Here is a 22,065-nt window from a genome sequence, read left to right on the forward strand (position 1 = left end):
ATTAAAAAAAAGGCGCAGTATTCTGCGCCTTTTATTAAATAAACAGCAGGTGTCTTATCCCTAAGTCGGGATAGAATTTAATAAGAATCACGCAGCCCAAGGCTTTGAATAAGATCTTGATACCGCGGTTGATCTTTGCTTTTTAAATATTTTAAAAGCTTACGTCTTTTATTAACAAGTGCTTGTAAACCACGACGTGAATGAAAGTCTTTAGGATTTACTTTAAAATGTTCTGTTAAATATTTAATACGCTCAGACATGAGTGCAACTTGAACCTCTGGTGAACCAGTATCTTGCTCCGCGCGTTGATACTCTTTTACAATTTCTGCTTTTTGTGCGCTAGCTAGCGACATAGGCTACTCCCAAATATAAGCTAAGTATATTTTATAAAGTCGTGTATTCTAGCAAGGCCTCTGCTGAGACACAAGTACTAAACCATAAATATAGTTAATATTTTGTTCAATAGCAGCAAAGCAGTTTTCACAATGATCTTATTACTTAGCTAAATTTATCATCTAAAATAATTTACTTTATCTGCTCAATTAATTACTTAGTATACCTAATTTTTAACTAATAATCTTTTAACTTTGATTGTATCAGCATCTACCTCACCTAAGCCTATAAATTGTGTATCATGGTTATACAATCGTACACAACCACTAGTTGAGTCAGTAAAATGCTTTTTAATTATTTTACCCTGACGTAATTCTAATTCTTGTGCCTCATTGATAGTAATGGCCGGTAAATAATTAACCGCATAGTCACAGGGGATTAAATAAGCTTTCAGTGCGTCTAGCTCTAAATTAGCTAGCTCACTAAGCTCATACATAGGCTTATCCAGGAAATGACTAATATAAACCCGATGTAATTGAGTTAAATGAGCATATATGCCTAATTTTTCACCTATATCCTCAATCAAATTGCGAATATAAGTTCCTTTTCCACAATGCACTTTAATAGTAAATTGTTGTTTACTAAAGGCCATTAGTTCTATTGAATAAATATTAATTGGCCTTGGTTCACGATCAATCGTTTTTCCTGTACGAGCAAATTTATATAGGGGCTGACCTTTATATTTTAAAGCGGAATACATTGAAGGTAACTGCAGTGTTATACCAATAAATTGCTTAATGATTTCTTCTAATGCTTGTTTTTCAATGTGGTAGTTGTCAATTTTTGCAATAATCGTACCGTCAGCATCACTAGTATCTGTTTTTGCTCCAAATAAACCCGTAGCAATATATACTTTATCATCATTTAATAAATATTGACTAAACTTGGTTGCCTCACCAAAACAAATAGGCAGCATACCTGTTGCTAGGGGATCTAAACTACCAGTATGGCCTGCTTTAGATGCGTTAAACAGACGTTTTACTTTTTGCAGAGCAGCATTAGAGGTGATTCCTTGCGGTTTATTTAAAAGTAATATTCCATTTATTAATTGTTTAGAATCATTCTGGCTCATGATCTGCAGCAGGCGGATTTACATCATCTATAAGCTTACTTAATCGGCGGCCATATTCTAACGATTCATCATAAACAAAATGTAATTGCGGTACCGTACGCAAATTGATTGTACGTGCGAGGGCTGTTCTTAAGTAACTAGCAGCAGTATTTAGAATTTGGGCGGTTTGCTCTACATCACTATTTAATACAGTAAAGTAAACCTTCGCATGCCCTAAATCAGCAGAGACCTTTACTGCTGAAATAGTAACAAAAGCAGGCATACGAGGATCTTTGATTTCTTGTTGAATAATCTGAGATAATTTACGCTGGATCATTTCTGCTATACGATCTGTGCGTTTAAAGTTGTTACTCATAAATCTCGCTTAATTTCTACAGTCTCAAATACTTCAATTAAATCACCAGCTTTAACGTCGTTATAGTTTTTAACACCAATACCGCACTCAAAGCCTTGACGAACTTCTACAACGTCATCTTTAAAGCGTCTTAATGATTCTAATGTTCCCTCATAAATAACTACGTTATTACGTAATACTCTTATAGGATTATTACGCTTTATGGTTCCTTCAATTACCATACAGCCTGCAATTGCACCTAATTTAGGCGAGCGGAAAACATCACGTACTTCAGCAATACCAATAATTTCCTCTTTAAATTGCGGCGCTAACATGCCAGATAAGGCACTTTTTACTTGATCCACAATATCGTAAATAACACTGTAGTAGTGCAATGAAACAGACTCTTGTTCCGCAAGTCGCTTAGCTCCGCTATCAGCACGAACGTTAAAACCTATTAATATGGCATTCGATGCAATAGCAAGGTGAACATCTGATTCGGTAATACCACCGACGCCATTAGCAACAATCTGGACTTTCACTTCATCTGTTGATAATTTAACTAAGGCATCCGAAATAGCTTCCAGTGATCCCTGTACATCAGCCTTAAGGACAATGCCAAGTACCTTGGTTTCAGCCATAGCCATGTTTTCAAAAATACCTTCAATACTAGACTTCTGCCGACGAGCCAATTTCACATCACGGAATTTACCTTGTCTAAATAGAGCAACTTCTCGGGCTTTCTTTTCATCAGCCACAACAACTGCTTCATCACCCGCATGAGGAATAGCCGATAGACCTAGAACTTCTACAGGAATTGAAGGACCTGCACTGTCTATTTGTGAACCATTATCACTAACAAGTGCTTTAACACGACCATATTGAAAACCTGCTAGTAATATATCACCTTTATGCAATGTACCATTTTGTACTAATATCGTAGCAACTGGTCCACGACCTTTATCAAGTCTAGATTCAATCACCACTCCTCGCGCTGCACCATCTGTATGCGCTTTTAACTCTAATACTTCTGCTTGTAATAATATTGAATCAAGAAGTTCATCTACGCCCATACCAGATTTAGCAGAGATATTTACAAACATAGTATCGCCGCCCCACGACTCAGGAATAACCTCATAATTAGACAGCTCATTCATAACTCGTTCTGGATCGACGTCAGGCTTATCCATTTTATTTATAGCAACAATCATGGGAACTTTGGCAGCTTTAGCATGTTGTACTGCTTCAATGGTTTGTGGCTTGACACCGTCATCACCAGCAACAATTAAAATAACAATATCAGTGGCCTGCGCTCCTCGGGCTCGCATAGCGGTAAAAGCCGCATGGCCTGGGGTATCTAAAAAGGTAATATTTCCTTTAGGAGTACTGACATGATAGGCACCAATGTGTTGTGTAATTCCACCTGCCTCACCCGCTGCTACTCTGGTACGACGGATATAATCAAGCAGTGAAGTTTTACCATGGTCAACATGGCCCATAATAGTAACTACAGGAGCACGTCCTTCTTGGTTACTTCCTTGCATTAAAGTATTGCCTAAGTCTTGTTCAATAGCATCTTCTTTTAGTATTTTTGGCCTATGACCCATTTCTTCAACCACAATAACCGCTGTATCCTGATCAATTACTTGGTTAATAGTCGCCATGGCCCCAAGACCCATCATTACTTTTATGACCTCTGCCGCTTTAACAGACATTCGTTTAGCCAGCTCAGCTACAGTAATCGTTTCTGGAATAGCAACATCACGAATGACAGGAGCAGTTGGCATGGCAAAACCATGAGTTAATGCTTCTTCTGCTTCACGGTATTTCTCAGATTTCTCATTTCCCTTACGTTTCTTAACCTTGTTTCGCTTAAAGCGAACTTGCATGTTCTCATCATCATCAACTTGAGGAGGTTGATATTTATTTTTTCTTTTATTACCTTTTTTCTCAGGCTTATCACCTTCTTCAAAATCAAAATTCTTTTTCTTAGGGCCTTTTTCTATATCAGTTTTTGTATTAGTAAGCTCGGGGTCTTTTACAAACAATTTAATACTTAAATCATCTTCAGTCTCTGATTCCTCTGCTAGATTTACTTGATTCTCTTGCGTAGGTACTTGCTCGTTAGCTAACGGTTGTTCTTCATTAGCTAAATCAACAGCTGCTTCAGCTGCTTCATTTGTTTCAGCTGCTTCAACTTCGGTATTGTCTTCTGCCACTGTATTAGAAGCCGAGGTAGTTTCTACTGCATCTTCTATTACCTCATCTCCAATAGCAGGAGATGTGGTTAAATTACTCTCTGATAATACTGACTCAGCAGACTGCTCTTGGTGTATATTTTCATCAATTATAGGCTCTTGTGATGAAGCCTGCTCTTGTAAACTAGAGCGTTTTACATACGTTTTCTTTTTTCGGAATTCGACATTTACTGTTTTAGATTTATGGATATCATTACCTACCGGTATCTGTTTTATACTTTTGCGTTGCAAGGTGAAGCGCTCAGGTGTATGTTTACCACTGCTTTTTAAATAATTTAGCAAGATTCGCTTTTGATCTTCATTTACTGTTTGTACATCATCAGTAAATGATAAACCCGCTTCCTGCAACTGGTTCAATAAACGCTCAACTGGAATACCCACGACTTGAGCCAATTGTTTAACCGTTACATCCGCCATATCTATGATCCTCTTTCAGCAATTATTTCATCGCTTGTGTTCATGCTTTTTACTTGCTATTTCTCAAAATTAAGTTGTAAATAACAAGCTTAAAAAAACTTCAAGATAGTTAATTTAAAATTTAAAGATAAAATCCTCAATTTATGTATTGTAATTTAATTTTAAGTTTTAATTGTAAAAAATTTGCCTTTTTAAAATTTATTACTAATATCTTCCAGCTTAAGATTTTTTTACATTTCGCTACAAAAAGGCGTTTACTGCCGGAATGATATTAGTATATTTATTAAAGGAACCAAGGCTCCCGAGCTTTCATAATTAATGCACCTGCTTTTTCTTCTGTCATTTCAGGAATATCTAATAACTCATCTACAGAGAGCTCGGCTAATTCTTCAACCGTCTTAATTCCTTTAGCTGATAAACTAGCTGCAATCGCTTCTGACATTCCCTCTAGAGTTAATAAGTCACCAGCTGATGCATCTGTTTCGTTTTCGGTGAGTGCCTGTGTTAATAGCATGTCATTAGCACGATTTCTTAATTCTTCTACAATTTCTTCATCAAACTCTTCTATAGCTAAAAGTTCTTCTTTAGGAACATAAGCAACTTCCTCAAGTGAAGAAAAACCATTAGCAACTAATAGCATAGCTAATTCTTCGTCAATATCTAGTGAAGATATAAATAAGTTCACAGTTTTTGAGGTTTCCTCTTGAGTTTTATTATTAAAATCCTCAACTGTCATTACATTAAGTGTCCAACCAGTAAGTTGACTTGCTAGTCTTACATTTTGCCCATTACGTCCAATCGCTTGCGATAATTGTTCTTTTTGTACTGCTAAATCCATAGTATGGGTATCTTCATCTACTACAATAGATGAAATTTCTGCAGGTGCCATGGCGTTAATAACTAATTGAGCAGGATTATCATCCCATAAGACAATATCAACACGCTCTCCGCCTAGCTCACTTGACACAGCTTGCACGCGAGCACCTCTCATGCCTACACAAGCGCCTACCGGATCGATACGTCCGTCATTAGTCTTAACAGCAATTTTCGCGCGCACGCCAGGCTCTCGTGCAGCAGCTTTAACTTCAATAATATTTTCCCCAATTTCTGGGACTTCAATTCTAAATAACTCAACTAGCATTTCATTACGAACTCGGCTGACATAGAGCTGTGGTCCTCTAGCCTGAGGAGTAATATCGTATAAATAAGCACGTACTCTATCATTAGTCCTAAACATTTCATTAGGAAGCATTTCTTGACGGGGTAAAAACGCCTCAGCCTTACCACCTAAATCGATAATAATGTTATCACGAGTGACTTTTTTCACTGTACCGTAAATCAATTGGCCTAATTTACTTTTGAATTGATCAACAACCTGTTGCCTTTCGGCTTCGCGTACTTTTTGGGTAATAACTTGCCGTGCTGTCTGAGCAGCAATTCTACCAAATTCAATAGACGGCATTGGTTCTTCAATTACATCACCTACCTGAATAGATGGTGAACGCTCTTTAGCCGCACTTAAGGAAAGTTGACTATCAGCAGACTCAAATTCATCATCTGGCACAACTTCCCAATAACGAAATGTTTCATAATCGCCAGTGCGTGAATCTAATTTAACTCGAACGCCAATATCAGCTACTGATAACTTACGAGTCGCTGACTCTAACGCAGCCTGAATAGCTTGCAATACTACCTCTTTGCTCACCCCTTTTTCGTTGGACAATGCCTCAGCAATTAATAGCACTTCTTTACTCATTCTTGGCCTCACTCGCCTATCAAATTTGCTTTTACAATCTGGGAAAACTGCACTTCATATTGTTCATCGTCTACCCTTAACGTAAATGAATCATCACTTACAGATTGGATAATTCCTTTAATATTACGAGTACCTTTAATAGGTTTATGGAGCTTTAGCTTCACACCTTGACCTAAGTACAGTTGGTAATGTTCTCTATCGAATAAAGGGCGTGGAATACCAGGCGATGAAATTTCTAAGCTGTAGTGTCCTTGAATTGGATCTTCAACATCTAAAAGTGCACTTACCTGTTTACTTACTCGTTCACAATCATCTATATTAACGCCATTTTCTTTATCAATATAGATCCTTAATAAGGAATATTTGCCCTGGGATAAATATTCACAGCCCCATAGTATATAGCCTAACTGCTCTACTACAGGCTCTATTAGTGCTTGAATATCCTTTCTAATCATAGCGTACTCAATCTAAAATATTTTGAATTAATTATCTTAAGGCTAATTTACCTAAGTATTAGTAAGTAAATTATATACCTTTAAAGCTTTAGTTTGATAATATAGCAAACTTTTCTCTATAGACGACTAAAAAATATACAATATTAAATAATTCAATATGAATAGTTATTCTGCTTGAATACTAATAATTTGGTAAGGTTCACACCAAAATTCAGAGAAATGACCCATTAGCTAATTATCGTTTTAGATCAAACCTATACATAATAAAAAACCCCATAAATGGGGCCTTTAATAGTGGTAGCGGGGGCAGGATTTGAACCTACGACCTTCGGGTTATGAGCCCGACGAGCTACCAGGCTGCTCCACCCCGCATCAACTGAGGCAATTATAAGCACGCCTCCAGAATATAGCAAGTCTTTTTTACAATTTCCTAAATCTAGCTAGTAAACGCGTTTACACAGGCATCAATTAGGCCTGAGGGAAATAACCCTAGAAATAGCAAGGATAAGCAATTTAGCGAATAAATTAAATTCGCAGTCCTTGGTAGAGACACTTCTGAAGCTTCAGCTACTTCATCAAAATACATCACTTTAACAATACGAATATAATAGTAAGCGCCTACTACAGCAAAAATTAACCCAATTACTGCCACCCAGGTCATACCTACGTCAATTAAGGCTTTTAAAACTAATAGCTTGGTAAAAAAGCCGACTGTTGGAGGTACCCCTGCCATTGAAAACATAACGATTAATAACATAAATGCAAGCCAGGGATTGCGTTTATTTAAACCGCGTAAATCATTTATCTCTTCAATTTCATAACCATTTCTGGAAAGCAAAACTATAAAACCAAAAGCAGCTATCGTCATTAAAGAATAAACAAGAATATAATAAGTCGCTGCAGCATAACCTGCAGCACTACCAGCTAGAATACCAAATAAAGTATAACCTACGTGTGCAATAGCTGAATAAGCAAGAAGACGTTTAAAATTGGTTTGGCTTACAGCAATAAAATTACCTACTGCTGTAGATAATAAAGCCATAACTAAAATAATCTGCTGCCATTGGGGCGTAATATTTACTAAACCAATAGTTAATATTCGTAAAGCCATACCAAGAGCTGCGATTTTAGGAGCAGAACTAATAAATAAAGTGACTGAAGATGGTGCACCTTGATAGACATCTGGAGCCCACATGTGAAAAGGTACCGCTGCAAGCTTAAAACCAACACCAGCTATAATAAATACTAAAGCAAAAGATATCAGCATATTTTGCTGATTCCAATTTACGGCAATAGTGTTAGAAATATCTAATAAGTCTAACTTTCCTGTAGCACCATATAATAGGGAGAAACCATAAAGTAGCATCCCAGAGGCAATCGCACCCATGATAAAATACTTAAGAGCAGCCTCAGCAGCATCACTATTTGTTCTCCTTATAGCAGTCATTGCATAAAGTGGCAGTGACAATAATTCTAAACCGAGATAAATAGTTAGTAGTGAATGAGCAGAAACGAGAACCATCATTCCTAATGTAGAAAATAAGCCCAAAATGTAATAATCACCTGAGGGCATTTGTCGCTCATCAATATAAGTACTTGAGTAAACAAAACAAATAAATGTACTAATAGCAATAAAAATTTTCATTAACTGGGCAATGTCATCACTAATGAATAGTCCATTTAAAATGAGCACTTTAAAATTGCCAATTAACATAAGACTCGTAAAAGCAGCTAAGGCAAGGCCAATTAAGGCTATCGCTAGCGTTATATTTTTATAACGATGCCTGAAAAATAAATCAGCTAAAAGAGCAATAGAAGCAGTCACTAAAATAATTATTTCAGGAAAAGCAAAATTAAGGTTATCTAGTAGTGGCGTCATGTAATTAACCTATTATAATTTGGATTTATCAGCTTGAGCTAAAGTGTAGCTAACGGACTGGTGGACATAATTAAGCATTGGTTTTGGATAAATACCCATGGCTAAGACCATTAAGGCTAATAAAATATAAGCACTTAATTCAAAACCAGAAATATCTTTAAGAGCGGCAACTTTTTCATTAGCTACTCTGCCGAATATTACTCTTTTATACATCCATAACGTATAAGCGGCACCAAGAATTAAGGTAGTTGCTGCCCAAAAAGCGATCCAAAAGTTAGCCTTAATACTTCCAAGTATAATCATAAACTCACCAACAAAGCCCGATGTGCCAGGAAGACCGGCATTAGCCATCGCAAATAACATAAAAAATGAAGCGAAAATTGGCATCGAGTTTATAATTCCGCCGAAATCCTTTAATTGTCTTGTATGCATTCGATCATAAATATAACCGACGCCAGCAAACATGGCACTTGAGACAAAAGCATGTGAAATCATTACTATGATTGCACCTTCAAGAATTAATCCAGCATTAGTTACTCCTGAATGTTCTGCAATAGCATAGATTGCAAAGCACCCAAGTGTCACAAATCCCATATGTGAGATAGAAGAGTAAGCAATTAAGCGCTTCATATCCTGTTGAATGATGGCAACTAATCCAATGTATACAACAGCTATTAAGGATAACGCAATCATCATCGGCGCAAAATAGCGGCAGGCGTCTGGCACAATGGGAAGCGCAAAACGAATAAAACCATATCCGCCCAATTTAAGCAAAATAGCAGCTAATACAATTGAGCCCCCAGCAGGCGCTTCGGTGTGAGCATCTGGAAGCCACGTATGTACAGGAAACATAGGAATTTTAATAGCGAAGCCAAGAAAAAAAGCAATAAAAATTAATGCTTGGGCTGTCATAGTTAATTTAGCAGCATAAAGCAATTCAATTTTAAACGAGCCTGCTTGAAAACCTAGATAGATAAAAGAAGCCAGCATTAAAACTGAACCTAGGAAAGTGTAAAGGAAAAATTTTATTGCAGCATAAACACGATTATCAGAACCCCAAATACCAATAATCAAATACATAGGAATTAGAGTGGCTTCAAAGAAAATATAGAAAATAATTGCGTCTGTTGCTGAAAATACGCCAGTTAATAAGCCCTGCATGATTAAAAATGCAGCCATATATTGGCCCACACGATTATGGATGCTATCCCAAGTGGCAAGGACGACAATTAAGTTAGTGAAAACACTAAGCACAATTAGTAATAAAGATAATCCATCAATGCCTAGACTATAGTTGATTCCCAATGCCGGCATCCAATTTAATTCTTCTATGTATTGCATACCGGCGATATTTGGATTAAATCCGCTGATTAAGGGAATACAAATAATTAATGATAGCAAGATAGTAAATAATGCTAAAAAGCGAGAATTATTTGGATTTTTATCATCACCAGTTAGAAATACAAAGATTCCGCCAATAATAGGTAACCAGATTAATAAATTAAGCAAATGATGCATTTCCACACCTTCTATTAGCCGAGTAATAACCAGCATAAAAAGACAAACAGACCCAAGACCATTACTGTCGCGTAATGATATAGATACCCACTTTGTAGCGCGCGACCTTTGCCAGCCACCCATCTAACCATACGGCCAGTTCCATTGACAAAAAAGCCATCAATTAAGGTTTGATCACCAGCACGGTAAAATAATCGCCCTAGCGCCTTAGAACCACGCACAAAAACTCGATCATTGAATGTATCAAATCCATATTTGTTTAGTAATAGTTTATAAACGCTTGAGAATTTTTTGGCTAATAGTGTCGGAACACTAGGGAAAGCAATATAGCAGAGCCATGCTAAGAAAATTCCAGCCAAAGTTACCCAAAATGTCAGAGTTAATGGAGAGTGAAATGCACTCATTAAGGGCGAACTAACTTCGTGTGCAAGTTCAGCTAACACATTATGCTCTGGTAAAATAAATAGTGATTTAGCTAACAAGGAGGGGCTATCAAAAAGCATAGGCATATAAAGGATATAACCAATAATAGCAGACGGAATAGCTAAGATAACTAAAGGCACCCAAACAACCGCAGGCGATTCATGTAGATGTGACCATGTATGCTCATCCATACGAGGCTGGCCATGAAAAGTCATAAATAAAGCACGAAATGTGTAAAGTGCTGTAACCATTGCACCTAATGCAACGCAAAAATAAGCATAACGCGCGCCTGGAACAGTGGCTAATTTAGCCGCTTCGATAATTGTATCCTTAGAATAAAATCCGGCAAAAGGCGGAATAGCACATAAAGCAAGACTGCCAATAATAAATGTGACATAGGTAATAGGCATTTTGCGCCATAAGCCGCCCATCTTACGCATGTCTTGTTCATGGTGCATGCCAATAATAACTGAACCTGCACCTAAAAATAGGAGCGCTTTGAAGCAGGCATGTGTTAATAGGTGAAACATACCTGCATTGTAGGCTGAGGCACCCATGGCAACCATCATATAACCTAGCTGTGATAAGGTTGAATAGGCTACAACACGCTTAATATCATTCATCACAATTGCAATGATACCGGTAAAAAGCGCACCAGTAGCACCTATAATCAAAACAAAACTTAATGCTGTATTAGATAACTCAATCATGGGTGATATGCGTGCGACCATAAATACGCCAGCAGTCACCATGGTTGCAGCATGGATAAGAGCTGAAATAGGCGTAGGGCCTTCCATAGACTCTGGCAGCCAAACATGTAAAGGAACTTGAGCTGACTTGCCCATAGCGCCGATAAAGAGCAATATGCAGATTACAGTAATTACCGACCAATTATAACCATTGAAAAGCTGAATAGATTGACTAGCTAAAAAATTAGAACTTCTGAAAACAGTTTCATAATCAAGGCTACCAGTATAGGCAAGAATTAGCCCAATCCCTAATATAAAGCCAAAATCGCCTACACGGTTGACTAAAAATGCTTTTAAACTACCTTCTATGGCTGACTCTTTAGTATACCAAAAACCGATAAGCAGGTAAGAAACTAACCCTACTCCTTCCCAACCAAAGAACAATTGCAGAAAATTATTTGCAGTAACCAACATTAACATCATAAATGTAAAAAGCGAGATGTAGCTAAAAAAGCGCTGATAACCATCATCATCAGCCATATAACCAATACTATAGATATGAACAAGTAATGATACGAAAGTAACAATAATCAGCATGACTGAAGTCAAGGGATCAATAAGAAAACCAATATAAAAGGTATAGGGGAAAAAGTTTCCTCCACTAGCCCAAGTATATAAATTAACATTTAAATCATCCGCTCTACCTGTAAAAATAGCTGTAGCCACTATAATAGATAAAACAAAGGAAATAGTAACGCCTGCAATGGTAACCGTATGTGCACCAGCACGGCCAATTTGCTTACGAAAAAAGCCAGCCACAATCGAGCCAATAAGCGGGGCAAGAACAAGTAAGAGACATAGCTGTTGAATATGCACGTTATTAACCCTTTAAATGATTCATTTTATCTATATCAATATTGCCGCGATTTCTAAAAAGCAGCACGACAATAGCCAAGCCAATTGCAGCCTCGGCAGCAGCAACTGTCAAAATAAAGAAAACAAAAACTTGACCTGCTATTCCACCATAGTAATGTGAAAAAGCAATAAAATTGGTATTTACTGCTAAAAGCATTAATTCAACGCAAACAAGAAGTAAAATAATATTTTTTCGGTTTAGCATAATGCCAACTAAACTTAGGCCAAATAAAAGGGCAGCCAAGATTAGATAATGATTAACTGGTATCATGAGTTTTTCCTGCTACTTATTTTTCAGATTTTAGCGAAACAAGTCTAACTCTATCTTCAGGTCGAGTCATAATTTGTTTTTTAATATCTTGCCTTTTTGAACGTATAATACCACGGTGTGCTAAAGTTATAGCTGAAATAATAGCAACAAGTAATAGCACTGCTGCTAATTCAAAAGCTAAGACATAATCTGTATAAAGAACCATGCCTATCTTTTCAGTATTTGTTAACCTTTGTGCTAGAGCATGCACATCTGCTATGTCATGCCTATCAAACACTTGTGGTGCAGGAAGGGAAGGCTCTACAGCTTGTGTAAACCAAGCGTCAGGTAAAGCAACCAATAATAAACCAACTAGTAGCGCCACTAATATCATGGCAAATGGCAAATACCTAGCAAAGTGAGATTTTAACGACTCTGTGTCAATATTCAACATCATTACTACAAATAAAAATAAAGTCATAACTGCGCCTACATAGACTAATACTAAGATTAGCGCTAAAAATTCTGCTTGTAATAGAATCCAGAGCACAGAACTTGCAAAGAAAGTAAATACAAGAAATAACACGCAGCGAACAGGATTATTTTGTGTAATGACCATAACCGCAGAAAATAAGGCGAGTGCCGCAAACACATAAAAAATTATTTGAACTAATAAATTGCTCATCATTACCCCATCATCGCCAGTCTTTATCAGCTTCTCGATCCGAAGCTAGTCTTTTTTCCATCATATCGCCAACTGCCAGAAGTTTTTCTTTTGTCATAATATTTTGACCACGCTGACTAATATGGTAATGCTGTATAGGTGTTAAAACAATGGAGTCCACTGGGCATGATTCTTCACATAAGCCACAGTAAATACACTTAAATGCATCAATATCATAACGAGTTGTACGTCTAGAGCCGTCGGCTCTTTCTTCAGACTCAATCGTGATAGCCAAAGCCGGGCAAACCGCTTCACACAATTTACAAGCTATACAACGCTCCTCACCATTGGGGTAGCGCCGCAATGCTAACATATGCCCACGAAACCGCGGTGATATAGGCGTTACTTCTTCGGGAAATTGGATAGTTACTTTCTTCTTAAAAAAATATTTTCCCGTTAACCTTAAACCCGCCAATATATCTAGCAGTAAAAAACTACGTATATAATATTTTATAACTTGATAGATGTTTTTCATTAATTTACTCAGTTACTAATTAAACCAAGGTTTTAGCTGTGCCAACACCATTAACGCAGTAACAATAACCCACACAATAGTTACCGGAATCAAAACTTTCCAGCCCAAGCGCATTAACTGATCATATCGATAGCGAGGGAGTGTGGCCCGTACCCATAAATACACAAAAAGGAAGAAAGAAACTTTTATTAATAACCACACAAAACCTGGAACAACAAAGAAAATATCGCCTAATACAGGAATACCTTCAAAAGGAGATAACCAGCCACCTAAAAATAAAAGAGAAATCACAGTCGAAATTAAAACCATGCTTGCGTATTCGGATAGGAAAAAGAGCATAAAGCCGATACCAGAATATTCAACATGGAAACCAGCCACAATTTCTGACTCTCCTTCGGCTAAGTCGAAAGGTGCTCGGTTAGTCTCTGCAAGTGCCGCGATCCAAAATATAACAAACAAAGGGAATAAAGGAACAAACCACCAGTGCCAAATTCCACCACGCTGAGAAAGAACAATGTCTGTTAAATTCATACTACCTGCAGCGAGCAATACGCCTACAAAAGCAAAACCCATTGCAATTTCGTAAGAAACAGTTTGTGCTGCACTACGTAGTGAGCCAAACATAGCATATTTAGAATTAGATGCCCAACCTGCAATCAGCACCCCATAAACAGCAAGGGAGCTTAAGGTAAAAATAAGTAAAACGCCAGCATTTATATTTGATAAAACAAGACCTTGACTAAAAGGGATAACTGCCCACCCAGCAAGGGCTGGCGCTAAAGCAAAGAGAGGCGCAATAACAAATAAATATTTATTAGATTTGGTCGGCACTATAATTTCTTTATGAATAAGCTTAATTAAGTCAGCAAAAGGTTGTAATAAGCCTTTTAACCCAACTCGATTAGGGCCAACGCGTACTTGTATATAACCAATAACTTTGCGTTCTGCGAAAGTTAAATAAGCAACCACAAGCAATAGTGGAATGACAATAACTAGGATTTTAATAATAATCCAAATTAAAATGCTAATATCATGAAGCATATTTATACCTATTTAGCGCTTAATGGTGATTGCTGCAAATGAATGCCCTAAGTCAGCTGTCTCTGGCATTGCGTTTGCGACCCAGATTGCATCTAAAGCTATCCGCTCATCTCGTTTAAGTGGCAATGTTATCTCAATATCCCCTTGAGAAACAGTAGCTATATCATCTAATTTCAAACGGTTAGCAGTGTCAGGATGTATTCGAATACAAGCAACATCGGCACTAGCACACGCTTGCAATTCTTGTGCATTACGTACAATGTAATCAACTCGATAAAGTGGCCACTCGCCAATGCGTACTAACTGCTGATTTAATACTGGTAAAGATTCCGGATAATAAGGTTGATACCTTATTTCCGTCATCATATTTTTTAAAGTTTTAATTTCATCCAGTACCTCTTCGGAAGAGGTATATTCAAAACCATCACAATGTAGTAAGTTTCCTAAAACCCTAAGTACTTTCCAAGCAGGTCTTGCCTCTTCAAATGGTTTACAAGCGCCTTTAACTGATTGCCAAATATTATCAACATTAATATAGGTTCCCGAGGTCTCAGCGTAAGGTGCTATTGGCAGGATTACATTGGCATAGTCTTTCATAGCATCCTGGTTAAATGCTGAAAGCATCACTACAAACTCAGCGCCTAACATTGATTGACGAGCACCATAAGGATTTGCAAAGTCAAATCCAGGCTCAAGTCCAAGTAAAAAATAACCTTTAAGTTTCTTATCTAATGCGGCTTGAATATCTAGACCAGGATTATCTACAGCTTTACCTGCAGCAGCACGATGCGGCAGCATCCCTGCAAGCTCAGCACCTGCTGTATTGGCACCGGCTGTAAAACGTATAATTTTTACATCGGTTAATTGCTCTAACGCATGTATTAGCGTTCTAATTAAAGCTGCATTAGGATGATCTTCTGCAAGTGCACCTAAAACAATAGCGGAATTTGGCTGCTTTAAAGCTTCTGCTATAGCTTTGGATGTTGCATCAGGCTTAAGTCCAATTAATAGACGTTGTAGTTCACTTGAAAACTCAGAAATTTCAGGTGAAATAGCAAGTAATAACTTAGCAATCTGTTGAGGTATTTCCAAAGGAGAAACAATTTCTTTAGCTTCAACACCAAAAGGATAATCATAATCAACAGAATTTATTGCATAAATTTTTGCGCCATCTCGATAAGCTTTACGAACACGTGTACTAGCTAACGGCACTTCGCGCTGGATATTACATCCTATTAAGAGAATATTTTTTTGATACTCTAATTCAGCATATTTTAATGTATTATTTAAGTTAACCGGTAGCCTATCTTGATCACTAAAATCTGTTTGATGAATGCGATAGTCAAGGTTATTCACCCCAATAGAACGCATCAATTTTTGCAGCAGATAGAATTCTTCTAATGTAGAAGAAGGAGAAGCAAAGGCCGCGAACTGTTCAGCACCATGCTGTTTGACAATACGGCTAATTCCTTCGGCAGTAAATTTTAAAGCAGTTGGCCAATCGACTTCTTCCCACTGCCCATCTTTTTTAATTAAAGGCCGCGCGGCTCGATTGGTTCCAATTAAACCTAAATAACTAAATCGATCCCTATCTGAAAGCCACATTTCATTAATCTGTTCATTTTCTCGGGGGACTGCTCTCATTAAATGATTAGTTCTTACATGTAAATGCACATTTGAACCTAAACAATCATGGGGGGCAACACTGTCATGTTGTACAAGTTCCCAGGGACGAGCTGAAAAGCGATAAGGTTTAGACGTTAAAGCACCTACAGGACATAAATCGATAACATTTCCCGATACTTCTGAAGTCATGCTGTGATTTATATACGTACCAATTTGCATGTTTTCGCCACGTCCTAGAGCGCCAAGCTCGCGGACACCTGCTATTTCTGTACCAAACCGAACACAACGAGTACAATGAATACAACGCGTCATTTCCGTTGCAATTAAAGTTCCTAAATCATCATCAACAACAGCACGCTTACTTTCTTCATATTCAGAATTTGAATAACCAAAACCTAAAGAGATATCTTGCAATTCGCATTCACCACCTTGATCACAAATAGGGCAATCTAGCGGGTGATTAATTAATAAAAATTCCATCACTGCTTGTTGGGAACGAACAGCTTCTTCTGATTTTGTAAACACTCTCATGCCATCAGTAATGGGTGTCGCACAAGCTGGTACAGGTTTGCGGCCATTTTCGACTGCAACTAAGCACATCCGACAATTTGCAGCTATTGATAACTTTTTATGGTAGCAAAAGCGAGGAATATAAATGCCTGCGTCATCGGCAACCTCTATAATCATTTTACCGTTTTCCGCTTCTAGCGTTTTTCCGTCAATTTCAATAGTAGCCATTTTTAAACCTTATCAATTATGCCGCAATCATTGAACGTTTATGCTTAATGAAATAATCAAATTCATCATAAAAATGCTTCACAAAGCTTTGTACAGGCCAAGCTGCTGCTTCTCCTAATGCACAAATTGTACGACCTTCAATTTTATCAGCAACATTAACTAACTTCTCGATATCTCCAGGCTCGCCATGACCATGGCGAATACGATGAATTAAACGAACCATCCAACCAGTACCTTCACGACATGGTGTACACTGTCCACAGGATTCATCCATATAAAATTCAGAAATACGATAAAGAGCATCTACCATACAGGTGGTCTCATCCATAATAATTACAGCACCTGAACCTAACCCTGAGCCCGCTTTCTGGATACTGTCATAATCCATATCAAGCTGCATCATCACATCACCAGGAAGTACTTTCATTGAAGTTCCGCCAGGGATGACTGCCTTAATACGATTACCATTTAACATACCACCAGCTAGCTCTAATAGCGTCTTAAAAGGAGTACCTAATGGAATTTCAAAATTTCCAGGTTTATTGACGTGGCCTGAGACGCTAAAACATTTTACTCCGCCATTATTAGGTTTACCTAGTTTTAAAAACCAATCGCCGCCTTTTTCCAGGATAACAGGCACCGAAGCAAAAGTTTCTGTGTTATTAATCGTAGTAGGCTTACCATACAAACCATAGTTAGCAGGAAATGGTGGTTTAAACCGCGGAAATCCCTTACGGCCTTCCAGTGAATTTAATAGCGCCGTTTCTTCGCCGCAAATATAAGCACCAGCGCCTAAATGATTATAGAGATCAAAGTCTATACCACTAGCTAAGATATTTTTACCTAAAAGGCCTGCTTCATAGGCTTCCTTTAAAGCTGCTTCACAATGTTGAAATGGCAGCCAAAATTCACCACGAATATAATTATAGCCGACCGTTGCTCCCATAACATAACCGGCAATAGCCATACCTTCTATTAGTTGATGCGGATTATAAGTCAGAATATCACGGTCTTTGCAAGTACCTGGCTCACCTTCATCAGAATTGCAAACCACATATTTTTGTATAGGTGAATTCCGATTCATGAAGCTCCATTTAAGGCCAGTAGGAAATCCCGCACCCCCTCGCCCACGTAGAGCAGATGTTTTTAACTCGTCAATAATTTGTTGAGGTGGCGTTTGTTCCGCTAGAATACGTCGCCATGCACTATATCCTCCTAAACTTTCATAGGATTTTAGTGTCCATGGCTCTTGAAGATGAAGCGTTCGGTAACACACTTGATTTAGTTGAATCATCGCTACGACCTCATTCACGAATATTGTTCTAAAACTTGATCAATTTTATCTTTAGTCAAGTTTTCGTGATAATCTTTATTAATCTGCATCATAGGGGCGTTTATACAGGCTCCTAAACACTCAACTGAGCGGATAGTAAATCGGCCATCTGGCGTAACCTGCCCTAGTTTTACACCCAACTTGTTCTGTAAATAACCTACCACCTCTGCCGAACCCCGCAATTGACAAGAAATATTAGTGCAGACATTAACTATATTTCTTGCTGTTGGCTTATGCTCATACATAGTATAAAAGGTTGATACTTCATAAACAGCAATCGCAGGCATATCTAGATAATCAGCAACAGCGTCCATTAACTCTGGCGTCAAATAACCATACTGCTCTTGCACAATGTGTAAGGCACTCATCACAGCAGATTGTTTTTGATCAGGAGGATATTTTGCTATCCAATGGTCAATTTCTGCTATTCGCTCAGGCGTTAAAAATTGACAAAGTAATTTTGCTGAATTCTGAGACATATTTTAACCTTAAAAATATTTAACCTAGCAATTGGTTATTAGCCAATATTAAGCAATTAAGCAGTTAATTTTTCGTTTCTATCTTGAAAATCTAGTGCTACAAATTTCATGCATATTTTAAATATTATATCTAAAATTTGATAGCATCGGTTGATAGCTAATCAGGATAATTAATTCAAGCCAATCATACACTATCAATGTATTGTTAGATATAACATTCGCTTTGCAGCTATTTCATTATTTAATTTTAAACTGCTTTAAAATTAAACTTGGTCATATAATAACTAATTACCGGTCTATTTCACCAAACACAATATCTTGGCTTGCCAAAATTGCGACCCCGTCTGCTAACATATGCCCTTTAACCATTTCATCATAGCTTGATAAATGAGCAAATCCAGGTGCTCTAATTTTTATTCTATAGGGTTTATTTGCGCCATCAGAGACTAAATAGATGCCAAACTCTCCTTTAGGAGCCTCTACAGCTGCATAGACTTCACCGCGTGGCAACGAAAAACCTTCGGTAAATAGCTTAAAATGATGAATTAATGCTTCCATATCATGCTTCATTTCAGCACGTTTCGGCGGAGTTATCTTATGATCATTAATTCGTACAGGTCCAGGATTAGCTCTTAACCACTCTACACATTGTCGAATAATTCGATTAGATTGACGTAACTCTTCTACACGAACCAAATATCTGTCGTAGCAATCACCTGTCTTGCCTACTGGAATATCGAATTCCATTTGATCATAGGCAGCATAGGGTTGCTTTTTCCGTAAATCCCAAGCAATACCTGAACCACGTAACATTGGACCTGAAAAACCCCACTGCAATGCATTTTCAGGTGAAACAATACCTATATCAACTGTACGTTGCTTCCAAATACGATTATTTGTTAGTAACGTTTCATATTCATCAACACGTTTAGGGAATCGCTCAGTAAAAGCCCAAATAAAATCTAGTAAGCTGCCCTCTCTATCTGCATTCATTTTCTCGACTTCACGTTCGCTATGCCACCGCGAAGGCTTATATTTTGGCATGGTATCCGGCAAGTCACGTGCAACGCCACCAGGACGATAATATTTAGCATGCATACGAGCACCTGATACAGCTTCGTAACAGTCAAACAAATCCTCTCGTTCTCTAAAACAATACAAAAAGACCGTCATCGCACCGATATCCAATGCGTTAGCGCCTAGCCAGAGTAAGTGATTTAATATTCTTGTGATTTCATCATACATAGTGCGAATATACTTAGCACGTATGGGAGGCTCAATCCCTAATAATTTTTCAATTGCTAAGATATAACCATGCTCATTGCACATCATTGACACATAATCTAGCCTATCCATATAACCAATATTTTGTAGATAAGGCTTAGTTTCAGCAAGCTTTTCTGTGGCTCGGTGTAATAAACCTATATGTGGATCGGCTCTTACAATGGTTTCGCCTTCTAACTCCAATACCAATCTTAAAACGCCATGTGCTGCCGGATGTTGTGGACCAAAATTGAGTGTGTAATTTTTAAGTTCAATCATTAACCACCCCTTTCACATCAAAATAGCGATTATCACTACGTATTACTTTTGGGACAAGCACACGTGGCTCTATATCAACAGGTTCATAAACTACTTTTTCTGCTCGCGCATCGTAGCGCATTTGCACATGGCCACTTAAAGGGAAATCTTTTCTAAAAGGATGACCAATAAAACCATAATCAGTAAGAATACGTCTTAAATCTGGATGGTTTTCAAATAAAATACCATATAAGTCATAAGTTTCGCGCTCAAACCAATTAGCACCTTTCCATAAATCATGAACTGACGGAACAACAGAATGTTGCTCATCTACGAAGGTTTTGACCCGAATACGATGATTAAGCGTAGTAGACAATAAGTGATAAACTACAGCAAAACGAGGCTTATTCATAATATAGGCTCGTGACTCAAATCGCTCAACGCCCCGAGAGAAACCATATTCTGTAGCTTCTTGTGTTTCCCAATCGTATTGGCCGTAATGTAGATAATCTACCCCACATAAATCCATGAGCTGGTCAAACGCAAAAGACTCACTACTTTTTAGCGTATTTAACACAAATCTAACGTTAGCTACCTCAGTATCAAGGGTAATTTCATCAAATTCAATAGAAATTGAGGCTATTTTGCCATCTAACTCCTTTTTAACTTGTTCCGCCAAAGTTGCTAATTTTGTCATCTGATTTTACTATCCTAATCTAACCTTCAATTACCGGTTTATGTCTAATTTTGTTTTGCAGCTGAATTATGCCATACAAAAGTGCTTCAGCTGTAGGCGGGCAACCAGGTACATAGACATCTACAGGAACAATACGATCACAACCACGAACAACTGAGTAAGAATAATGATAGTAGCCACCACCATTAGCACAAGAACCCATAGACACAACCCATCTTGGCTCAGGCATTTGATCATAAACTTTACGTAAAGCAGGAGCCATTTTATTACATAATGTACCCGCGACAATCATTACATCAGATTGCCTTGGACTGGGCCTAAATATAATACCAAAGCGATCTAAATCATAACGAGCAGCACCAACGTGCATCATTTCAACAGCACAACAGGCCAAACCAAACGTCATTGGCCACATTGAGCCACTACGTGCCCATCCTACTAATTGATCAATTGAAGTTGTGATAAAGCCTGTTTTTTGCAATTCTGCAACTGCCATAGAAGCCTCTAGAAAAATCTTATTTCGTAACTATACCTCGTCCTAGCAAGGTGAGAGGTATACGCTCACTCTAAAATATGGGTTTCGAAGCCAGTTCATTTAGTTTAAAATTAGCTTCAATTTGCTAAATACTGCACTTTACAAGTAGATAAGAAAGAATGCAAATACAGCTACTTAGTATAAAGCTAAAGAAACGGTTTCGAAAGGTGTCTATTCCCACTCAAGAGCACCCCGCCTCCATTCGTATATAAAGCCTATTACTAATAGACCTAAGAAAATCATCATTGCCGAAAAACCAAACCAGCCAATCTTTCGTAAGACTAAAGCCCAGGGAAAAAAGAAGGCCGTTTCTAAATCAAATATAATAAATAGTATAGCAACTAAATAAAATCTTACATCGAAAGGAATATGAGAACTTTCAAATGCATTAAAACCACATTCATAAGGTGCATTTTTAGCAGGATCAGGATCATGCTTTGAAAGCAAGGCGCCAGCAGAAAACATAGCTAAGCCTAAAGCTATGGCGATAACAATGAAAACAAGTATTGGCAAATATTGTGATAGCATAGTTTCATT

20 protein-coding genes and 1 tRNA gene are annotated in these 22,065 nt (G+C 37.7%); all 21 read right to left on the minus strand.

The genetic code is table 11. The features are described from left to right. Positions 1-77: 77 nt before the first annotated feature. The 21 genes from rpsO to ACNVED_RS14020 all read right to left on the minus strand — a co-directional run bounded on the left by rpsO (position 78) and on the right by ACNVED_RS14020 (position 22,056). Entirely contained in the window at positions 78-353 is a 276-nt protein-coding gene (rpsO, locus tag ACNVED_RS13920) for a 30S ribosomal protein S15 (RefSeq protein WP_419419584.1), read from the minus strand. A 206-nt stretch (positions 354-559) separates the two neighbouring features. Continuing rightward, positions 560-1,465 carry a tRNA pseudouridine(55) synthase TruB gene (truB, locus tag ACNVED_RS13925; RefSeq protein WP_419419585.1) on the minus strand — a complete coding sequence of 302 codons (906 nt, stop codon included), beginning with the start codon at positions 1,463-1,465 and terminating at the stop codon, positions 560-562. After that, the gene (gene rbfA / locus ACNVED_RS13930; protein WP_419419586.1) at positions 1,452-1,820 is read right to left on the minus strand and encodes a 30S ribosome-binding factor RbfA; all 369 of its coding nucleotides are present in this window, start codon (positions 1,818-1,820) and stop codon (positions 1,452-1,454) included. The genes truB and rbfA overlap by 14 nt, the downstream gene beginning before the upstream one ends. After that, positions 1,817-4,474, minus strand: a complete 2,658-nt coding sequence (infB, locus tag ACNVED_RS13935) for a translation initiation factor IF-2 (RefSeq protein ID WP_419419587.1) — start codon at positions 4,472-4,474, stop codon at positions 1,817-1,819. The genes rbfA and infB overlap by 4 nt, the downstream gene beginning before the upstream one ends. A 283-nt stretch (positions 4,475-4,757) precedes the next feature. Then, entirely contained in the window at positions 4,758-6,230 is a 1,473-nt protein-coding gene (nusA, locus tag ACNVED_RS13940; RefSeq protein WP_419419588.1) for a transcription termination factor NusA, read from the minus strand. A gap of 8 nt (positions 6,231-6,238) precedes the next feature. Further along, entirely contained in the window at positions 6,239-6,685 is a 447-nt protein-coding gene (gene rimP, locus ACNVED_RS13945; protein WP_419419589.1) for a ribosome maturation factor RimP, read from the minus strand. Positions 6,686-6,980: 295 nt separating this feature from the next. After that, positions 6,981-7,057 (minus strand) — tRNA-Met (locus tag ACNVED_RS13950). A gap of 64 nt (positions 7,058-7,121) precedes the next feature. Further along, entirely contained in the window at positions 7,122-8,564 is a 1,443-nt protein-coding gene (gene nuoN / locus ACNVED_RS13955; RefSeq protein ID WP_419419590.1) for an NADH-quinone oxidoreductase subunit NuoN, read from the minus strand. 12 nt (positions 8,565-8,576) lie between these two features. Next, the gene (locus ACNVED_RS13960) at positions 8,577-10,082 is read right to left on the minus strand and encodes an NADH-quinone oxidoreductase subunit M (RefSeq protein ID WP_419419591.1); all 1,506 of its coding nucleotides are present in this window, start codon (positions 10,080-10,082) and stop codon (positions 8,577-8,579) included. Positions 10,083-10,096: 14 nt separating this feature from the next. After that, the gene (gene nuoL / locus ACNVED_RS13965) at positions 10,097-12,070 is read right to left on the minus strand and encodes an NADH-quinone oxidoreductase subunit L (protein ID WP_419419592.1); all 1,974 of its coding nucleotides are present in this window, start codon (positions 12,068-12,070) and stop codon (positions 10,097-10,099) included. Positions 12,071-12,074: 4 nt separating this feature from the next. After that, on the minus strand, positions 12,075-12,380 hold the full coding sequence (gene nuoK, locus ACNVED_RS13970; RefSeq protein ID WP_419419593.1) for an NADH-quinone oxidoreductase subunit NuoK: 306 nt from the start codon (positions 12,378-12,380) through the stop codon (positions 12,075-12,077). A gap of 16 nt (positions 12,381-12,396) precedes the next feature. Beyond that, positions 12,397-13,044 (minus strand): NADH-quinone oxidoreductase subunit J, encoded by a 648-nt coding sequence (locus ACNVED_RS13975; RefSeq protein WP_419421208.1) that lies wholly within the window; start codon positions 13,042-13,044, stop codon positions 12,397-12,399. 10 nt (positions 13,045-13,054) lie between these two features. Next, the gene (gene nuoI, locus ACNVED_RS13980) at positions 13,055-13,558 is read right to left on the minus strand and encodes an NADH-quinone oxidoreductase subunit NuoI (protein ID WP_419419594.1); all 504 of its coding nucleotides are present in this window, start codon (positions 13,556-13,558) and stop codon (positions 13,055-13,057) included. A gap of 15 nt (positions 13,559-13,573) precedes the next feature. Continuing rightward, the gene (nuoH, locus tag ACNVED_RS13985; protein WP_419419595.1) at positions 13,574-14,599 is read right to left on the minus strand and encodes an NADH-quinone oxidoreductase subunit NuoH; all 1,026 of its coding nucleotides are present in this window, start codon (positions 14,597-14,599) and stop codon (positions 13,574-13,576) included. 12 nt (positions 14,600-14,611) lie between these two features. After that, positions 14,612-16,963: an NADH-quinone oxidoreductase subunit NuoG gene (nuoG, locus tag ACNVED_RS13990; protein WP_419419596.1), complete on the minus strand. Its 2,352-nt coding sequence runs from the start codon at positions 16,961-16,963 to the stop codon at positions 14,612-14,614. 16 nt (positions 16,964-16,979) lie between these two features. Then, entirely contained in the window at positions 16,980-18,257 is a 1,278-nt protein-coding gene (gene nuoF / locus ACNVED_RS13995; RefSeq protein WP_419419597.1) for an NADH-quinone oxidoreductase subunit NuoF, read from the minus strand. Between the two features lie 14 nt (positions 18,258-18,271). Then, positions 18,272-18,775 carry an NADH-quinone oxidoreductase subunit NuoE gene (gene nuoE, locus ACNVED_RS14000; RefSeq protein WP_419419598.1) on the minus strand — a complete coding sequence of 168 codons (504 nt, stop codon included), beginning with the start codon at positions 18,773-18,775 and terminating at the stop codon, positions 18,272-18,274. A 288-nt stretch (positions 18,776-19,063) separates the two neighbouring features. Then, entirely contained in the window at positions 19,064-20,317 is a 1,254-nt protein-coding gene (locus ACNVED_RS14005; RefSeq protein ID WP_419419599.1) for an NADH-quinone oxidoreductase subunit D, read from the minus strand. After that, positions 20,310-20,993: an NADH-quinone oxidoreductase subunit C gene (locus tag ACNVED_RS14010; protein ID WP_419419600.1), complete on the minus strand. Its 684-nt coding sequence runs from the start codon at positions 20,991-20,993 to the stop codon at positions 20,310-20,312. The genes ACNVED_RS14005 and ACNVED_RS14010 overlap by 8 nt, the downstream gene beginning before the upstream one ends. 19 nt (positions 20,994-21,012) lie before the next feature. After that, entirely contained in the window at positions 21,013-21,489 is a 477-nt protein-coding gene (locus tag ACNVED_RS14015; protein WP_419419601.1) for a NuoB/complex I 20 kDa subunit family protein, read from the minus strand. Positions 21,490-21,699: 210 nt separating this feature from the next. Next, the gene (locus ACNVED_RS14020) at positions 21,700-22,056 is read right to left on the minus strand and encodes an NADH-quinone oxidoreductase subunit A (protein ID WP_419419602.1); all 357 of its coding nucleotides are present in this window, start codon (positions 22,054-22,056) and stop codon (positions 21,700-21,702) included. Positions 22,057-22,065 lie beyond the last annotated feature (9 nt).

It is taken from the genome of Legionella sp. D16C41 (genome assembly GCF_048541585.1).
Taxonomy (GTDB): Bacteria; Pseudomonadota; Gammaproteobacteria; order Legionellales; family Legionellaceae; genus Legionella_C.